Annotated in this window: 1 protein-coding gene; it reads left to right on the top strand. The window is 66.2% G+C overall.

Annotation, left to right across the window (positions count from 1 at the left end):
* Positions 1–37 precede the first annotated feature (37 nt).
* On the top strand, positions 38–760 hold a 723-nt coding region (locus EOA60_RS35535; RefSeq protein WP_164899901.1), incomplete at its 3' end, for a dipeptide epimerase.

Genomic DNA, 760 nt, shown 5'->3' with positions numbered 1-760 from the left:
GCCGGGAGACCGGGTCGCACAGCCGGAGAAGAAAAATATGGCGCGTGTCATTTCGGTCGAGGTGGAGCGATTCCCCATCGCGGGCACCTTCACCATATCGCGCGGATCGAAAACCGAGGCTGAAGTCATCACCGTGACGATCGCCGACAACGGACATGTCGGGCGCGGCGAATGCGTGCCCTACAGGCGCTACGGCGAGACGATGGAAGGCGTGCGCGCCGCAATCGAGGCGATGCGCGGCCAGATCATCGACGGCATCGGCCGCACCGCCTTGCTCGCGGCCATGCCGGCCGGAGCGGCCCGCAATGCCATCGACTGCGCCTTGTGGGATCTCGAAGCCAAGCTGGGCGCCAGGCCGGTGGCGGACGCGATCGGGGTCGTTTCGCCTAAGGCGCTCGAAACCGCCTACACGCTGTCGCTCGCCGAACCTGAGGCGATGGCGGCGCAGGCCCGCGCCGCTGCCTCGCGGCCGCTGCTCAAGGTCAAGATCGGCGGCGACAACGACGCGGCAAGGATTCGCGCCGTGACGCAAGCCGCCCCGCAAAGCCGCATCATACTCGATGCCAACGAGGGCTGGACCGATAACAACATCGTCGAGAATCTCGCATTCGCAGCCGAGCACGGCATAGTGCTGATCGAGCAGCCGCTGCCGGCCGGCCGTGATGGCATCTTGCGCGAAATCGCGCATCCCGTGCCGATCTGCGCCGACGAAAGCGTGCACGAGGCGAAGAACCTCGAAGCGCTGGTCGGCCTTTATGAC

The sequence above is a fragment of the Mesorhizobium sp. M1A.F.Ca.IN.020.06.1.1 genome (assembly GCF_004023265.1).
Lineage (GTDB): Bacteria > Pseudomonadota > Alphaproteobacteria > Rhizobiales > Rhizobiaceae > Mesorhizobium.
The sequence above is the reverse complement of the archived record's forward strand: the minus strand, read 5'-3'. Positions and strand labels throughout refer to the sequence as shown.